General features: G+C 45.5%; 14 protein-coding genes. 2 read left to right on the top strand and 12 right to left on the bottom strand.

The genetic code is table 11. The features are described 5' to 3' along the window. Nucleotides 1-37 precede the first annotated feature (37 nt). The 10 genes from AZI86_RS10320 to AZI86_RS10275 all read right to left on the bottom strand — a co-directional run bounded on the left by AZI86_RS10320 (nt 38) and on the right by AZI86_RS10275 (nt 11,335). Nucleotides 38-2,242, bottom strand: coding sequence for an AgmX/PglI C-terminal domain-containing protein (locus AZI86_RS10320; protein ID WP_061834955.1), 2,205 nt, complete (start codon nt 2,240-2,242; stop codon nt 38-40). Continuing rightward, on the bottom strand, nt 2,239-2,544 hold the full coding sequence (locus AZI86_RS10315; protein WP_061834954.1) for a hypothetical protein: 306 nt from the start codon (nt 2,542-2,544) through the stop codon (nt 2,239-2,241). Before AZI86_RS10315 ends, AZI86_RS10320 begins: the two co-directional genes overlap by 4 nt. A 19-nt stretch (nt 2,545-2,563) precedes the next feature. Continuing rightward, nucleotides 2,564-3,421, bottom strand: a complete 858-nt coding sequence (locus AZI86_RS10310; protein ID WP_061834952.1) for a tetratricopeptide repeat protein — start codon at nt 3,419-3,421, stop codon at nt 2,564-2,566. Beyond that, nucleotides 3,421-6,630: a tetratricopeptide repeat protein gene (locus AZI86_RS10305; protein ID WP_061834951.1), complete on the bottom strand. Its 3,210-nt coding sequence runs from the start codon at nt 6,628-6,630 to the stop codon at nt 3,421-3,423. Before AZI86_RS10305 ends, AZI86_RS10310 begins: the two co-directional genes overlap by 1 nt. A gap of 3 nt (nt 6,631-6,633) precedes the next feature. After that, a complete protein-coding gene (locus tag AZI86_RS10300) occupies nt 6,634-8,226 on the bottom strand; it encodes a tetratricopeptide repeat protein (RefSeq protein ID WP_061834950.1) in 1,593 nt (530 codons plus the stop codon). Next, nucleotides 8,223-9,017, bottom strand: a complete 795-nt coding sequence (locus AZI86_RS10295) for an outer membrane beta-barrel domain-containing protein (RefSeq protein WP_061834949.1) — start codon at nt 9,015-9,017, stop codon at nt 8,223-8,225. Before AZI86_RS10295 ends, AZI86_RS10300 begins: the two co-directional genes overlap by 4 nt. Before the next feature lie 10 nt (nt 9,018-9,027). Then, nucleotides 9,028-9,753 carry an outer membrane beta-barrel domain-containing protein gene (locus AZI86_RS10290; protein ID WP_061834948.1) on the bottom strand — a complete coding sequence of 242 codons (726 nt, stop codon included), beginning with the start codon at nt 9,751-9,753 and terminating at the stop codon, nt 9,028-9,030. Between the two features lie 6 nt (nt 9,754-9,759). Continuing rightward, nucleotides 9,760-10,260, bottom strand: a complete 501-nt coding sequence (locus AZI86_RS10285) for a KdsC family phosphatase (protein WP_061834947.1) — start codon at nt 10,258-10,260, stop codon at nt 9,760-9,762. A gap of 80 nt (nt 10,261-10,340) precedes the next feature. Continuing rightward, a complete protein-coding gene (locus AZI86_RS10280) occupies nt 10,341-10,874 on the bottom strand; it encodes an acyl-CoA thioesterase (protein ID WP_061834946.1) in 534 nt (177 codons plus the stop codon). Then, nucleotides 10,871-11,335 (bottom strand): hypothetical protein, encoded by a 465-nt coding sequence (locus tag AZI86_RS10275; protein WP_061834945.1) that lies wholly within the window; start codon nt 11,333-11,335, stop codon nt 10,871-10,873. The genes AZI86_RS10280 and AZI86_RS10275 overlap by 4 nt, the downstream gene beginning before the upstream one ends. Before the next feature lie 110 nt (nt 11,336-11,445). On the opposite strand from AZI86_RS10275, the gene AZI86_RS10270 reads away from it, so the two are divergent. After that, on the top strand, nt 11,446-12,606 hold the full coding sequence (locus AZI86_RS10270; protein ID WP_061835146.1) for an AGE family epimerase/isomerase: 1,161 nt from the start codon (nt 11,446-11,448) through the stop codon (nt 12,604-12,606). A gap of 21 nt (nt 12,607-12,627) precedes the next feature. On the opposite strand, the gene AZI86_RS10265 is transcribed toward AZI86_RS10270, so the two are convergent. Together AZI86_RS10265 and AZI86_RS10260 are read right to left on the bottom strand one after the other, a co-directional pair. After that, entirely contained in the window at nt 12,628-13,206 is a 579-nt protein-coding gene (locus AZI86_RS10265; RefSeq protein ID WP_061834944.1) for a DUF2239 family protein, read from the bottom strand. Then, on the bottom strand, nt 13,193-14,428 hold the full coding sequence (locus AZI86_RS10260; protein WP_061834943.1) for an MFS transporter: 1,236 nt from the start codon (nt 14,426-14,428) through the stop codon (nt 13,193-13,195). The genes AZI86_RS10265 and AZI86_RS10260 overlap by 14 nt, the downstream gene beginning before the upstream one ends. A 216-nt stretch (nt 14,429-14,644) precedes the next feature. On the opposite strand from AZI86_RS10260, the gene AZI86_RS10255 reads away from it, so the two are divergent. Further along, complete coding sequence (locus AZI86_RS10255) at nt 14,645-16,465, top strand: M23 family metallopeptidase (RefSeq protein WP_061834942.1); 1,821 nt, start codon at nt 14,645-14,647, stop codon at nt 16,463-16,465. Nucleotides 16,466-16,468: the final 3 nt, after the last annotated feature.

The following is a 16,468-nucleotide window of genomic DNA, read 5'->3' as shown; positions in this document are numbered from 1 at the left end:
ACTCCTCCTTAAAGGGCTTTAATAACTTTCTTAAAAACTAATTCGATTGATTCAATACAAATGGATACGCTTCAACCACGGCCGTTAAACCTGGTGGCGGATCCGGGAACGTCCAACTTGCCAAACGATCGCGGATACAGTTTTCAACTTGGGTGTTACCTAAGTTTGAACTTTTCACTTTCACGTTTTTAGCGACACCGTTAGTAACGATTTCCCATCCTAAAACAATTTTACCTTCAAGCTTACGACCTTTTTCCAAAGTATTCAGCACGCGTTCGTAACAGCTTTTTACTTCGTGAAGTTTCGCGCGAATCACACGACGAATAGCTTCTTTATCGATCGTTCCATCAAAGGACTCTTCAAATCCGCCGCCTTCAATCGCGACCGTCGATTTGCTTCCAAATCCATCAGCCGCACCGTAAGCAGATTGACCTGACCCACGACCTTTTGTTCCAACACCCGCGATACCTTGAGTGGCTGTACCTTTACCGCCCGCTCCCGCGTCTTTGAACTTAGAACCTAAGTCATCACCAGCACGATTTTCGTTAAAGCCTGATGTCCCCGTCGCTTTATCGGCCATGCCCAGAACCTCACCGGCACCGGTATAGGCTTTATCGATATTCGCACGTGCGCCACCGCCACCGAAGGCGCTGAATAAGCCGACTTTAGATAAATCTTTATTCGAAGAAGCGGCATTAGCACCTGCAGTTTCCCCGGTTTTGATCGCGCCTCCTTGACGAGTGGAGGTGAATTTCTTCGTACGATCTTTCGCATTTGGTTTTGGTGCCACTTCACTAGCACGGGCCGCCACTTGCGTTTTTGTTTCGGTCTTAACGTTAGGACCTTTTTTCTGGGCTTCCTGCGTCTTATCCGCCACGACTACTTTTTTAGGCGTCGGCGACGGCGTTGGCGGAGGAGGCGTCGGTGTCGGAGTGGGCGCCGGCGGAGTTGGTGGAGGCGGTGTTGGCACCGGAGTATTTTGTACCGGCGGCTTGTTGAACACTACTTGCGCAATACGCTGAACGTCCTCTTGCTTATTTTCTTGCCAATCTTTCGGTGTCGTCGCCGAAATATAAAGTGCTAGTAATGACACCATCACGATGGCAATCACTACACCCATCATTTCTGAACCCGAAAGCATCAACGGTGGCAACATTGGCACCACCGGTGCTGGTGGAACGTAACGCAAATAAAGCGTGATATTTCCGCCCGGCAGGTTAATGCACAACATATCCCCTTGATCGATACGGATATTCCAACCCACGTTACCACGCTGAGCTTTGCCCGAGCGAGCCATATCGTCGATGGATTGTTCCGTATTACCTGTCATCATGACCACGTCCATTTCTGTCGACGTGCTCACTTTCACTCCTGCAGTTAAATCTAGCAGTGGGAAGTTTTTAGGGACTAATCCATGTGGAATGGAAATATCATCTTCCGCGCCGCCATTGATACGAACGGTCTTTTTACCACTGCGATAGTGATAAGTGGTCAAAACGCGTTCTTTCCACGCAACGATCACCTCTAAAGTGGCGCCTTTGCCTGGTTTTAAATAGCGCTTCAAGTCTTGCACTTCACTTGGAGGTGCGAAAGTTTTGACTTTCTTTTGTTTCTTGAAAGACCCACGTTCTGCGCGAATTTCGGGACGAACCGGAGCCTTCGCAATGACGGGCTTTTCTTCAATCTTCGGAATCTCTGCCGGAACCGCCACTGGAACGGGAACGACTTTGATTTCTTCCACTTTCACTGTTGCCGGAGGAGGCATCGGAACAGATGCTGGTGGTTTCACCGGCTCTTCGTATTCTACGAACACCGATTCGGAGGGTGCAGGCGGTGGCGTTGGTGTCGCCACCGGAGTTGGCGCTGGAGCCGGAGCTTCTGCACCCGTTGCCGCTGGCGTCGTGATAGCAGCCGCAGCGACTGTGGGAACTACTTTCGGTTTAGGTACGCCGACAAAGAATACGATTTTAAAAGGTCCGACATTGATTTCGTCGCCTGAAGAAATCATTTCGTCCAAGACAGCTTGACCATTTTTGAATGTGCCGGAAGAAGACCCCAAGTCACACACATAGTAACCATTGTCTCGCAATTCCACCAAACAGTGAATCGGCGACACTTGGTCGGAATCAAGATCCAAGTGAACTTCCGCATTATGTCCGATCACGATTTGATCTTGATCGAATTGCTTGACGCCCACCAATTGGTTGTTTTTGAAAATTCTAAAAATTAACGGCGATCTCAATTAGCACCCCGGACTCGTTGAATATCTTCTGCTGTTCGTCTCTGCTCGGGTAAAAAATTTTCTCTTAATTTAATCAAACGCTTGTAGTTGAAGTTCTTCTTCTGAAAAAGATAGAAGAGCTCAGGCTTTTGCGTGCCCCCTTCAACCAACTCATCTTCGAAATTCAGCACGGCTTTTCGCTGTGTCGTCGTATTTTTTGTAGTTGTCGTGGTGGTGGTCGTACGAGTCGACTGTGCATAGCTCTGCCCCAAAGCACAGAACATGACACTCAACATTGTCAGGAATTTTACAAATCGCAACATAGACCTCATCCTTGCCTACCTATTTTATCCCAGCTTTCGCCTTATTTTCCAAAGCAATTATTCTATTACGGGTGTCCGCAGGCCCACCTACAAACTTTAGTCTGTTAATCTGCTCTAATCCCTCTTGAAATTTACCCATATGATCAATCAAGAGTGTTGCATAATTATATAATGCAGCCGAATTGTTCGACTCTTCCTTTAAAACAGCCTCATACATATCTTTCGCTTTATCGAATTTTTGCTGAGCCGTTAGCACGATCGCATAGTTATTTAAAAAACGAGGATCCCGGACGCCCCGCTTGTAAGCCGTCTCACAGACCACGCCCGCTTTGTTATAGTCTTTTTCTTGCGTGTAAATCGCCGCTAGGTTGGCGGCCGCGATACCGTCACCATTATTGATCTCTAATGCCTTACGGAATGATTTGATCGCTTCGCGACGCTCGTTTTCTGAAAGCTGCACAATCCCCATATTCGAATGAAGTTCGGACATACGAGCATTGGCCGCAATACCTTTGTTCAAAAGATATCGACTTAAATCATGACGACCTTTTTTAAAGTGATACATCGCCAAAGCATTCAAAGCCCGGCCATCATTTGGGGACTGCGATAAAATCTGAGTCGCGGTTTGATAGATTTTCTCATCACTTTGGGACTTAATCGCGTCATTAAGGCCCGCATACTGAGATGGCGCCATCGGTGTCGCTGGACGGACCGGTTCTTCCGCCTTGGACGCCTTAGCTGGAGTGGCCTTTTCTTCACGAACTTCGCCACTCACCTCAGGGGCTGGAGCCGAATCGACCTCCTCTGACGAGTCCTTCACTGGACTTGAAGAACATCCTGCCAATACTAAAAGGGAAAGAATAATAAACTTTTTCATTATTGACCCATCCAATTCACCGCGCGCATATCCGTCGCCACTTCGCCGCCATTATAATACGTCTTCGGATCGACTTGGCTCATGTACTGGTAAGCCTCGCGATAAGCATTGTTGTAAACTTCGAGTTCTAATCCTCGATCCACCGCCAACTTGTAACTTTCCCGGACTTTGGTATTGAATGGCTCGGCGAATTTTTCGACACCCGCTTTATACTGTTTTGTTTCTTCTGCGTTTAAGCCTGGAGGCAATGGCGCATTGATGATGGCCTGAGCCATGTTTAAGTTCGCTTCCGCCAAAACCGCCAAAGAGCTTACGATTTCTTCGCCACTGTCGTATTTAATGACATCAGCAAGTTCGCTCGCAAGTTTCGTCAACAGAGCCACTTTTTTGTCGGCGGCCGCTTTTTGCTTGTTCGGATCTTTCGGGAAGGTCACGGCTTTCATTTCCCTAAAGACTTCTAAAGCCTCTTGGAAACGGATTTTAGCCGCGTAAGAAGCGCCCACACCTTTTTTGTTTGGAGCAAACCGACGTTGAATTTGCATCGTCTTTTGACCCCATTCTTTTGAACGGGTGATTGCATTTTGTTTTTTGGAAAGTTCGTGAACCCAGTAAGCACTTTCTACGACTTTCTCTTGATCTCGTCCGCCACCCTCAACATATTCCATGTAACGTCCCACCGCAGCGGCTGTTTGACCAGCTTTGCGATGAATTGTCGCCATGGCATAGATGATCTCAGCATTTTCAGACTTTTTCTTATTCACTTTCATGAACTCGTTATAAGTGCGAATGGCTTCTTCAGAACGACCTAAAACTTCATACAATACCGCCGCATTAAAGATCATGTTCGGCGATAGAGGATCGGTTGGATTTTCTTGGGCCACTTGGCGATATAATTTCGCCGCTTCCTCAAATCTGGCAGAGTCTTGGTATTGTTTTGCCAAAAGACGCTGAGTTCTGGTTTTAAACTGGGCCGCCGAAGGGCTTTTAGAGTTAAGAACTTCTTGATAAGCTCCGATGGCTTGCAAATTCATCCCCGCCCGCTCATAGTTGACCCCGGCATTAAAGAGGGCCGTGACAGCCAGTTCTGATTTCGGATTTTGTTTCGCAAAGGATTCAAATGCCTGGCCGCTCTCTCCGTATTTCTTGGCAACCTCGAGATCTTGACCACGTTTAAACGATGCTTTTTCTAAGACACCGCGAATATCGGAACCGGCTTTAGAAGAGGCGATCGATGGAACAGTTAAAAGTTCCGCACCGACTTTTTCTAAGCCCGCATAGTCTTTTCTTAAGTTATAAATATCCAAAAGAAGATTGGCTGAATATTCCGCATATTTCGTGTTGGGATTTTTCTGGACGATGTCTTTGAATGACTTTGTTGCCTCATCAAAGTGATTGCTTTGATAGTACAAGCGACCAATACGGAATTTGATTTCCACTGACTTTTCAGAGTTAGGGAATTTTTCAACGTACCAGTTTCCGGCCTTAATAAATTTATCCACACGCGGCTCTAATGGAACCGGGTCTAAGCTTTGACCAATACGCTTTTGCATTTCTTGGTCTGTCGGGATGCTACGCTCAACAGAGAGGATTAAGTTTTGCGCGGCTTTGCTGTAAAACTTGCTTTGCGGGGCATTATCAACCACCCATTTATATTGAGCTGAGGCCTCGTCGTATTTACCCATATCGTAAAGCAACTCACCATAATAAAAGTGCATGTCGCCCGCGGCCGCTGAATCTGGGAATTCTTTTAAGTAAAGGTTGTAGGCATCACTGGTGTTAGCTTGCACTGAAGGTGAACGAGAGTTCTGAGCCGTTTGATGCTGTTGCAATACGTAGTTACGCAAAGTTGTTTCGCGCAATTTGTACGAGTTTTCAATCAGCTCTTTATTGTTTTTATTTTGCGCATACCAAGCACTGCTTTGATTGTAATCTTTAATCCAGCTGTAAAGCTCAGCTTTAAAGCGTGTGGTGTTTTTAGCGTAATAAAAGTTCTGGACGATTTGGTATTGGAACTCAAATGACTTGGGTGATGTGGGATTTTGCGCAATAAGGACTTTAAAGACCTCGCGAGAAGCCTCTTTATCCCCCCGGCTTGAATACTGATAAGCCAATCTTTCAAGATAAGGGCTAACATCCCCACCGATAAGGTTCTTGAAGTATCCATAAGCTTTCGTCGGATCGCCACCTTCGGCATAAAAAACGACGATATCACGTTGGGCTTCACCCTCAAGACGATTGCGATTCACACGTTTTTGTCCTGCTTCTGCAGCGGCCGCGTCAGCTTTACCCGTTTTGATGATGTACTCTAAGTAATTCATTGCTTGCTGAACTTTGTTTAAACGGAATAAGCACCATGCCCCTTTATACAAAGCAAAAGTGTGCAAACGGTGTTTCTTTTCTTTAATCAGATGCGAATACTCTTTATAAGCCTCAGACCATCTTTCGTTTTCAAAGTAATATTCCGCTAAGGCAAAATGGGCTTCGCCGACAAACGGTGAATTGGGATAACCACGAGTGAGTTTTTCATAATACTCTGCCCCCCGTCGGACATCGCCCAATTCAAAGTAGTTGTAACCCAAGAAGAATAGCGCTTGAGGCATTTTTTCATCTTTAGGGAAGTCGCGTTGGAACCACTCATATAATTGGACCGCTTTACGGTTGTATTCACGGGCCTCTTTGTCATCCATTTTAGGTTTTACTTTAGATTTACCTGTTTGAAAGGCGCGCAGTCTTGCATCGTAATCGTCTTGCTTACGACCGTCGACGATCCCCGCTTTTTCCACGTAAAGCTCTGCCAAGCGCAACCACAATTCACCCCGATTTGGGCTGGTTTTAAACTTTTGCGTCAGTTTATAAAGCTCACGAATCTGCTGATCCAAGATGCGTTCGTATTCTGCTGCACGGTTGCCTTTTTCTTTTTGCATGAATTCAGAAGAACGCGGTGGCTTAACGGAATCCAAATTCACCTGTTTCACTTCTTCTTTAAAACCTAAATTTGAAGACGGCAAAGAAGTGTCCGCTTTTGTTCCTTGAGCCTGTACACCCCCGCCACGACTGCGATCATTGGCTTGCGACAAGTATTCCCCGACCGTTTGTTTTTTTACGGTGGTGGTTTTGGATGTTCTGGTACGCGATTGCGCGAACGCAGATTGCGTAGCAACCGAGGCTACAAGGGTCAGCAGAAGGGAAATACGGTGGCTTCTTTTCATAGTCTATTGCTCACAACTTTGCTTACCAAGGTAATGGTAGTTGCCGACTTCATCGAGCCAGAACTCTCCTTGGAATGGGTAGTATTCGTAACCGTTTTGGATATAGAATTCGCGATCAATTTTATCGTCAATTTGCGTTTCACCTAAATCACGACCCGCCAATTTTTTCTTCATGCTTTCTTTACGGCCGTTAATCATTTCATAACGGATAAAGCCGGCTTGTTCATAAAGATCACGAAGCTCAACACGCATATTTTGTAAATGCGCTTTTACCATGTCACCCACCGCAAATTTGGCGTTACGACTGCGATTAGCTAAAATTTTGGTCGCATATTGGCCTAATGCCGAAGCTTTAAATGCACGGTTGCTATCTACACGGGCACGCTCTTGCGCTAAACGGTCGATATAGTTCATCGCACGTTTCACATCTCCTTCATCCAAAACATTGCGCAAGACGATGTACGGAAGGCGAAGATTTGCAGAACGGTCGGTGGTTTTAATCATTTGAGCTTTTTCAACTTCGGCATAGAATGCACTCGCCTCGTTGGTCGATTTTAGGAAATCGCCAATTTTAGACCGTACCGGGCCATAGGTCTTTTCAAAAAGACTTAAGACCTTTTCCATCTCGTCGTATTTACAGATATAAAGGTAAACAATGGCACGCAGAAGTAAACCCTCCGGCATATAAAAGTCTTCATAATATGCCGAGTGGAGAGTTTGAAAATTACTTAATGCCGAACGGAAGCGGGCCGCGCGGAACATCGCCCAGCTTTGCTCAAAAACCGCATCATGCCACATCAAAGTATCGCGTGGAATTTGCGAATACACTTCGATAGCTTGATCCCAATCTTGTTTTTGGTAATATGACCGAGCCAAACCTAATTGAGCGGCAACTTTGTTAGTGTCCGTCACCGGGGCGCGCCCTCGAGCTTCGATCATGCGCGTGTAAGTGCCGATCGCCAGGCCCGGTTGGTTGGCTTCAAGTTCTGCCAAACCCTTATTGAACTGAGCTTGGAAGTAGGTGCTGCTACCGGAATGAACGCGCGAGAAAAGTTCCGAAGCTTTTGCGTATTCATGATTTCTCATACGGATTTCACCCATACGGAAATGAATCATGTCCTTTAAAGCCGCCGGAAAATCATTTAAGTCCACGCGCGAGATCGCATAGTTTAAGATTGTGTCATCACCCAAGGTATCGGCCACCACCGAAAGCTTTTCGATCGCCAGTTTTGAATATTTGGGATGTTTGCTGCGAATCACATCCACGAACTGGAAGGCTGCTGTTTGGTAAAGTTTTAATTCCACCAACATAGTTCCCAGAATGTATTTGATTTGTGGGCGCTCGGCTGCAAGTTCCGGACGACGACCTAAACTGAATAAAGCATTGGCCGCATTTTCATACTGACCACTTTGGGCCATACGAAGCGCATCGCTCAATTGCCCCTTCATCGCTCCTTCACGTGAACTTCCTTGGAAATACGGCGTCGCCGCTTTCTTAGCAGGTGTCGTGACAGTTCTTTTGCGCGTCCGTTGCGCCGAACTTGTTACAGGGACGATAAAACTTGCGATAATTAAGAATGATATAACTTTTTTCATCGGTAACTAGCCTCCGGGAAGAACCAGCTCATTCCTACAGTGAGGAAAAGATTGTTGAAGGTCGAGTCACTATTATCAATGCCCTTAGCCGTGAACAGATTCCAGCTGAAATCCCAGCGAAATGCATACGATTTAGAAATTGCAAAAATCTGCCCAGTGGCTAAATGCAAGGTCCCAGGATTTTCGCCAGACTGGGTATTTGTCGTTCCGTAACCCGCAGAAAAATAAAGATCAAACGGAACGATCTTTTCGTTAAACCACGCCATTTTTCCGTAAATTGGAATGTACATCAAATCCAAACCCATATAGGACTTGGCATAGACTAGATTTTCTGTTGCGACCCCTTGCGTGGATTTTAAATCTTCGGTCACGGAACGAGTCGACGTAGAGAGAGCGAAATAATTCAGCTCCACGCCCCATTTTTCACTCAGGAAATAGCTGGCTTTCGCCACACCCCCGTAAGTCATATAAAACGGATCATTGGTCACCATTGTGAAACCACCAAACAACTGGAACCGTCCCGTTTTTGGCAGGTAACGTCTTTGAATGACGCTGACTTCTTGAAACGGCGAAAGACCGGTTAAACCTGAAAAATCAGATAATGTATTATCCGAAGATCGGGTTTCAGAAAAACTTTCGGTCGCATTTGCGGGAGCCGCCTTGGGCGCCTCACGATCAATTTCCATTTCAATAATATTCAGCTCTTCGTTATCACCCGTTTGCGCCAACACCGTCAGTGGAGTCGCTAGGGCTAAGAGCAGAATCAGGGCTGGTTTTAATTTCATCATCATCTGTCAGCTCCTAAAACAAGTAAGATAAGCCCACATCAAGCGTGGTCGATGTTGCGAATTTATCTTCGAATTGATCGTAACTTGGTACCGGATCGCCCTCTTTCATACGATTTGGCAAGAAAGGAACCGGCGCTTGATTGGCGTAAATACGGAAATCAGCGCGCAACGACCAATTTTTAGAGAAATAAAATTTTTGTCCGATCCCCAGAGCTACGGCCGGATAAGTCTTGTGAACGTATTTAATAATCCCGCCGGAAGCCGAACCATAAAGAATCGTGTTTAGCACCCATGATTTCGTCACACTCATTTTGCCGTAAAAGGCCTTGAGATTGTAATCAAGCATCGCCGTCAACTCAGGGGCCGGGGCGCGATCAAACTTTAAATTGTATTGGGAATCCAATTGATTGGCGTAACTAGAAAGACCGGAAAAGTTTTTTGCCAATAGCAAACCCCAAGCACTTGATTCATTGGGATTATAATAAATACCCACGCCGAGTTTACTGACATTGGCAATAGCTTCTGTCATCGCATAACCGTAAAACACATTCGCATCAAAGCGTTTCTCTGTGACAACGCTGCGGTTTTTTACACTCACCGGTTTATCAAAAATCGGCAATACTGATTCTCGAGCTAGCTCGTCCGTCGGAAGATCTACCGCCTCAGCCGCAAAGGCTGTCTTATGCAGAATCAATGCTGCAACAATAATTAAGACGGCTTTAAGACCATTTTTAAACATGCAAACCTACCTAGAGGAAAATGCCCCATATTTATAGATATAATCACACACTTCACGAACAGCCCCGCAACCACCTGGTCGACGTGTGACGTACTCTGCTACTTCTAAAACTTCATCAACGGCTTCTGGCACCGTGGCACCAAAGGCCACTGTCTGCAGTAAAGGAATATCGAAGATGTCGTCACCGACATAAGCCATCTCATCTGGCTTTACTCCGGAATCCTTTTGCAGCTGTAAGAAAGAAGGCTCTTTGTCCAAAGCACCTTCGTAAAAAAATTGAATACCAAGAGATTTCACCCGCGCCCGAATGTCCTCAGCGCGACTGCCAGTGATAATCGCGATTTGATAACCGCCATCTATAAGGCGTTTTATGCCCACGCCATCTCGAATGGAAAAAAAACGTCGCCATTCTTTTCCATCAAACCATAGCCGTGTGTCAGTTAAAACGCCGTCGACGTCGAGCACCAACATCTTGATATTTTTCAATTTTGATACTTCTAATCCCACTGAATCATTGTGAAAAATAAAACTCTAGGCGGCAAGCGTAGTACCTTGATACAGGACTTTGGGATAAGAACAGCTCTAGACTAAAGACCTGTGAATTTGGAATGATCCTGATCTGCGGCCAACCATTCAATGAGGTGAGGTGGAAAATCCGGTGCCTTGAGATCAAGATCCAAAGCTTGCATTAATTCTTGTGGCGAAACCGCCCCGCCTTTTTTACTTAAAAATCGGGCACGAATCATCCCTAAAGCCATGACTTCATTGCCGCTAACAAATTTGTGTTCCATATAAAGATAACGATCATCCCAACTTATAAGACGTGTTCTTAATTCGAATTTTTTAAACAACCCTAAGGAGCGACGAAAACGAATCATCTCTGAAGCGACGACGGGATACCAATCACGAGCCGAAATCTTTTTTAACGCTTGGGCGCGGATCATATAGTCCATGCGTGCCAAATCCTGGAGCGACAAATAAACCCCATTGTTCATGTGCATGAGCACATCAAGATCAGTAGGTAACACCGTAAAAGGTGTCGAGCATTCACCTAAAACGTTCACTTCAGAACGAAAGCGCGAAAAAAGAAGAATACATAATAAGCGAAAGAACAAATTCATGGGGTCTCACCTCTGCTTTGACTTTCAAGTCTATTGACTCGCTCTTGCAGACGAAAGAGGTCTTGCTGTAAGTCACGAATTTTACCTTCAAGCTGTTCTTGGGTCTTACCTTGCGCCACCGTCGTCACTTTAGAAGCAGATCCATTGTCAGAAGCATGGGGCAAAAGATTTGCGCCAATTTCTGCTCGCTTCGCATTGATTTCTTCAAGCCGGCGAATGTCGTCTTCTTCCATAGACCCCGCGGAGCCCATAGTTGATGTAGCCGCATCGATATTTTTGCGTTCATGAAAACCATTACTCAGCTGTGCGAGCTCTTGCACGCTGGAGTAGGTTTTTTGCAGCTTTTCAAAATCCGGAGGGAATTGCCCTGTAATCACCGACAACGCGATGACCAGCATAACGATAGAGATAAACATACTGCGCAAAATCGAACCCAGAATTTTTGCAATGGTGGCCGTCATTAAATTTCCTGACAAATGTGAATTTGGTTTAGGATAGGCCCCCGCTTGAGAGTGTCAAGCATGGGGTGTTAGCTCTTGACCTCTTTTCAGGTAAAGTTCAATGTGGTTTCATGACTAACGAAGTACAAAAGAATATCGATTATGCTAAAAAATGGCTGAGCCATAACGTCTATCCTCTTTGGGGCGATATCGGGGTGGATAAGGTCAACGGTGGTTTTGTTGAAAGCCTTTCCTTTTCTGGAGAAGCCTTGCCACTTCCTCGCAGAGCTATGGTTCAGTGCCGTCAAATTTATTCATTCCTGACCGGAGCTAGACTTGGGTCGTGCCCCCCTAACTGGGCCCACCAACACGTGATCTTAGGCACAAAATATTTGGTAGATAAGTTCTCCCTGCCGTCAGGGGCCTTTCGCTATTCGATTGAAATCAATGGCACACCAAAAAACGACACTCCGGATTTGTACACTCAAGCTTTCGCCTTATTTGGCTTGGCTCAAGAGTATTCCATCACCAAAGATCCCAAAACCAAAGATCGCGCTATTCAGCTTTTAGATTATCTAAGACGTGAAAGGACTGTGCCAGGAGGCGGCTTTACTGAACTTGATGACCAGGGAAACAAATCTTATAAGTCAAATCCCCATATGCACATGTTCGAATCAGCGATCGCTTGGATGCAAATTGATCCAGATCCACGCTGGAAAGATTTAGGTCGCGAACTGATCACATTGTGCTTAGAAAAATTCATTGATCAAAAAACGGGCGTGATCGGAGAGTACTTTGACTCTTCGTGGAATCACAAGTTTGAAAATGGTCGATTTATTTTTGAACCGGGCCATCAATATGAATGGTCTTGGCTTATGTCTTTATATGAAGATTTAAGTGGTCAGGATCTAAAAGATATTCGCCATCGTATTTTCAACTTGGCGGAAAAATACGGCACATCTCCCCAAAGAAAAATTGCCTTTGATGAAGTTTGGAGTGATTGGACACCCAAAAAGATCTCTTCTCGTTTCTGGCCTCAGTGTGAGCGCATCAAAGCCGCAGTTCGTTTAGGAAATGAAGTTGTTAAAGAATTACAAGGCCCTTATGCCAAAGCCGCGGACGATGCCTTAGAAACTTTATTTAAGTTCTTTACGACTCCCACTCCGGGCATGTGGTACGACCAGCTTTCAGAGACAGACACCTTCAGTGGTGATTCTTCGAAATCAAGTTCGCTGTATCACATCGTGAATGCTCTCGAAGAATACATCATTCTTAGAGCAAAAATGGCGTAGGGGTTCCCTACGCCTAAGAAATTACTTCCAAGAAGCCTTTGCCAACATCATCGTGTGGTCTTGAATATCCTTTGGCCACGCGGTGATCAGTTTCTCAAATTTCTTGGCATCACCTGCATATAAAGCCCTTAAAGCCTCTTCGTAATCAGGCAGGTCACCGGCCATCACGGTCATAAACTTATAGGTCGCCTCTTGCGACATTCTGATTTGGTCTTTAGCTAAATTCTTTTTCTTAGCTTCTTCCACGAGCTTACGCAAAGTGACCGAAGCCCCACCAGGTTGACGAGCCAGCCATTCCCAATGATCCGGCAACAAGGTTACTTCTTTTGCGACGACACCTAATTTTGGGCGGCCGGGGCCCGACTTTTTTTCACCCTCTTGCGTATTTTCTAGCAACGCCTCTAAACGACGAGTGACATTTTCGGGGGTTCCACGAAAGTCGATTTCTATTTGATTGCTGGTTGAATCATCAAAAATCAGAACTTGTGCTTTAGCCTCTTTGGTCAAAAACTTTTTGACCCTGCTCGCCACTTCCAGGACATCCCCCGTGGCTATTTTTTTTGACTCGGCAAAGGCCGAATATGTTCTATCTATTTTCATTTTGCACCATGCGGTTAATCATATACATCATCACCAGAGTGAAAAGGGACAGTCCCACCATCACATAACCGATGGTTTCAAAGTGTCGAATCATACCATCAGCCTCTTGCACCACAATCAGGCCCGCGATGATAGATCCCAAGCCCCCCGCTAAAGACTGTAATGACGAACTGATGGACATAAAGGCCCCGCGATTAGCCGGTGTTGGAATTGCGGACATCAAAGCTTGCGAAGGAATCATGCGCGAGAAAATGCCCACGAACATCACCGTATTTACCAAGATCACCACGACCAGCGGAGTGACACCCAAATGGGTGTATACCATGACCATCACCATGCTCACTAAGGATCCAAAGATAAAGACGTTGAATTTTCCCAAGCTATCACTGGCTTTTCCGACCAACGGTCCGATCAGGATAGAAGCAATACCGGTAATCAAATAAATGATCGGCAACTGGTCTTGATGAATGCCTAAATTATTCACTGTAAACGCACTTGAAAAAGGCATGATCATAAATCCACCGATAGACAATAATGCCGTCGCCGCAAAGGCTAGCAAATACTTCGGCACTTGGATGGTATGAAGTAAATGTTGATAAGCTTTTTTATCGGTTTGCAACGCTAGATGTGCGTTAATGGGTTTCATGTATAAAACAATGAACACCCCCGCAATTAAACTAATCACCACGATCATCATAAACGGCATATGCCATCCCCAATGATTAGATAGATATAAACCGGCCGGCAATCCTAAGACCTGACTAGCAGCAAAAGCCGTTTGCAAAAAACCCATGACCCGTCCGCGTTGGTGCATCGGAAATAAATCCGTCAAGATCGCAAATACGATAGACCCAATCACGCCGCCAAAAAGACCGGTCACGATTCGCGCTCCTAATAAGAATTCATAATTGGGCGCAATACCGCATAAGAATGTTCCCAAGATAAAACCACCATAGAAAAACAAAAGCAGTTTCTTACGATCAAACCTGTCGGCAAATCCCGCCGTCAAAAATCCTGAAAGACCGGCGCTGATTGCATAGCCAGAGACCACGGCCCCGAACTGCATCGTCGTGACTTTAAGTGCGGGCATTAAGATAGCTCCTAAGGGAGACAAGATCATAAAGTCCAAAATAATCGTAAACTGCAAAAAGGCTAAGATCGCGATAATGAATTTTTGGTATCCGGTAAATCCGGTGCTGGGTGAAGGGATCGTTGCTTCCATAGGTGTTTCCTTTGCTTAAAGGTAATATTACCCGGGTATTATCCAAAGTCAATATCACCCGGGTAATATTCTGGACCTTTCTGGGCTTAATGCGACGACTTGCGCACGAGTGTAGAGTTTATGGACATTATAAGGCCTCCACACTGAATTTATTCCAATTTGAGACGGCATGAGATTTGGAATAAACCCCGTATTCGTCAAAGCGAGGGTTTGTCTATGAATTATAAATCTGGCCTGTTTTCAATGCTTAGTCTAGTGTGCCTATCCTCATTTGCTCACGCGGCACCGGTGGATCTTTACTGGCATAATAATGCAGGTTTTGTTTCCGCTTCAAAATGTCAGATCACATCGCTTAAAGAAATTCCTTTCTATATTTCTCAAGGAAAGAATGTTTCGTCTTTAGAAAAAACCGAGTTGCAAACACCTAAGGGTTCTCGCAAATCTTTTCTATTAAATAGATCTCTAGTTCGCATTTCAACAGAGGCGAAAACTCGCCCAGGATATAAATACGTCGACGTCATCGGCGTCTCTCAAACTCCCAAAGCGCAGACTAATAAGTGGTTTGCCGATCGCATGGACAATGGATATATCGCAGAATCTTCGCTTAAAAATCTGGAAGACTATGTCATTGAAATCAAATCTGGCGTCAGCGTCAAAGAAATCCCCGGGATAAAAATTCCAACCGTAGGTACGTTCTGGCAATTAGCGACCGAAAAAGACCAAGTACAATCCTTTACCTGCACGATTGATGGAAAAGCTAGAAACTTCATGATCTTTGAAGTCTTCACCGCAAACTCAAGCAACCCCGTCGCACGCGTGGGGGTCAATGCCGATCATACCGGAATTTTCCGCTCTATCTTAACTCACCTCCCATCAGAGGCGGATGTTGTTTTAGATTCTCGCATGGACCAAGCTCCTACGGGCAGCCGTCAATCTTTAGAAAGTGGCGTGGGCAGCTCTGGATCCGTGGCCGCGTCTCCGTTAGAAGTTACAAAAGCCGCCGCCGATGAAATCAAAGCGCAAAAAGAAGCCCAAGAAAAGCTTGTGAATAAGCCTTTCGCGGAAGGTTCAAAAACTCAGACCCCTCCTGCGGTGACCACTGAAAATAAACAAAGTGCGCAAGCCGCTGTCGACACGGCCCCCGTTCAAAAAGACGATGCCGCTGACGATGAAGAAACCGAAGATGAAGATTTGAAATTGATCAACAGCAAGCAAGAGCATGTTGTTTGTATTAATGAAGACACTTTGAATGTGCGCGATGAAAGCCTTGAGAAAGTTCTTTTCAAGGCCGAGAAAAACGAAACTGTTTTGCCATTTCAAAGCTGGGGCGCAGCTGATACGAAAAAGAAAGTTATTAATGGCAAGGAATACACTTTTGTTAAAATCCAATTCCCGGAAAAAGAAGGGGAAAACATTGGATGGCTGGCTCAAGATTACGTAAAACTTGAGGGCCAATGTTCTGTTGCTAAAAAGGCTGACGAAGACTCGTCCGCCACGCGCATGACACCCATTCCTAAAGGTCCAATCAAAAATATTAACGATGCGGCTTGTTGCGGTTTTCCGACAATAAAAAGACCGACTCAATCTTACTTGTCTGGCATGCGCCGCTTTAAAGCGGGTCGCAGTAAAGGGAAACGTCTGCACGCCGCGTGTGACTTATACCGCTATCATGGTGAAGCCGCCGTGTCGATTGCCGACGGTAAAGTGTCTCGTGGACTTTATTACTTCTATCAAAACACTTACGCTTTGGATGTTCAATATCCGGGTGGTTTTGTAGCTCGTTATGGCGAGTTGACCGGAAAAGCCGCTAAAGGTGTCTCAACCGGTGCGAAAGTCACTCGTGGTCAAGTGATGGGCTATATTGGAACAGTGAGTTCGAACTGCTGCCCGGCGATGCTTCATTTTGAATTGTATAGCGGTACCAAGAAAGGCGGCCTTTCTGCCCGAGGAAATAAATTTGGTCGCAGAAGTGATTTGATGGACCCAACCAAATATTTATTGAAGTGGGAAAAAAACCAATTCGGAACTTCTTATTAAGCT

The organism is Bdellovibrio bacteriovorus, from assembly GCF_001592735.1.
Classification (GTDB): domain Bacteria; phylum Bdellovibrionota; class Bdellovibrionia; order Bdellovibrionales; family Bdellovibrionaceae; genus Bdellovibrio; species Bdellovibrio bacteriovorus_D.
The sequence above is the reverse complement of the archived record's forward strand: the minus strand, read 5'-3'. Positions and strand labels throughout refer to the sequence as shown.